Source organism: Actinomycetota bacterium (genome assembly GCA_009923495.1).
Lineage (GTDB): Bacteria > Actinomycetota > Actinomycetes > S36-B12 > UBA5976 > UBA5976.
In genome coordinates this window covers 1-1051 of the sequence record RFTJ01000059.1, presented here as the reverse complement: position 1 = coordinate 1051, position 1051 = coordinate 1, and the positions used below count along the sequence as shown (strand labels likewise).

Annotated in this window: 2 protein-coding genes; both read right to left on the bottom strand. The window is 46.0% G+C overall.

Going from position 1 to position 1051, the window contains the following annotated elements; genetic code table 11:
• On the bottom strand, window positions 1-268 hold a 268-nt coding region (locus EBS36_07540; GenBank protein NBU33000.1), incomplete at its 3' end, for a hypothetical protein.
• On the bottom strand, window positions 268-1051 hold a 784-nt coding region (locus EBS36_07535), incomplete at its 5' end, for a hypothetical protein (protein NBU32999.1). The genes EBS36_07535 and EBS36_07540, both read right to left, overlap by 1 nt.

The window sequence follows — 1051 nt, the reverse complement described above, 5'->3', positions numbered from 1 at the left end:
CGTAGAACGGGTGGCAGTTATCCAAGTTAGTAGTGCCGTGTGTTGCGTATCTTGCGTGCCATAAGGCGTAGTCATCAGGATACTTAGCACGTGCCTCAAGGAAGCGATTAACTGCCTCGTCAGCGTTCATTGTGTGTTCGACAAGGATACGTTTCTCACTCGAGATAACGATAGCAAAGCCGAACCCGTCAGGATTATTTATCGCGGAATACATCAACTTATCACGCGAAGGTAATACGTTTGGTGGAACTACGCATAACATACACATTAGTTTTCCTCACTTTCGTAATCTCTTGGCTCATCACCGAGAGTGCTAAGCGCGATTTGCGCAAAGTTTTCGTACTTGTCTTTGTTGTCTAGCACGTAGCCCATGAAGCGTACCCACGATAACTGATTACCTTTAGGGTCTATTTTCATATCACGTGTGTACTCAATGGCAGAGTGTATGAACTCTATCGCTGATAGTATCCGTGTTGGCTTGAGTGAACCACGAAACACACGAACCTCTAACGTGTGGTCGTTTTGTGAATTGACCGCTTCATACCTGTCGGCTGTGTGTCCGAACTTAACCTTAGGTACGAGTGCGCCCTTGTCGTTAAATCGTGCGAAGGAACTGCTTCTACCTGCTATCGCACGAACTTGTTTTCCGTTGTCGTAGATAAGTTTTTGGAAACGTAATTCGTGTGCCTCATCACGCTTACCAAAATTGCGAAACGCTGTTCGAGATACGTGTACATGTAATCCACATGTACTTGTATCCCATGAACGGAAGCCGTTTACTCGTAAGAGCCTCAAGAAATCCCACTCACTCTTTTGCCATGCGTCAAGTGAGTGTGGGTGAGATACTATCTCGAAGCCATTATCAAGTGAACCATCTCGCTTGATATATACACGTGAGCCAAGCGCATTTTGTACTAACTCTGCGCCACTCTCGCAACCCCAACGAGCATTGTCCTCGACCTCTAACTCGATACCGAAGTAGTGTGTGTCAGACCCGAAAAACTTAGGGTCAGGCTTGTATGAGTAATCGTAGATAATACTATCGCTCTCA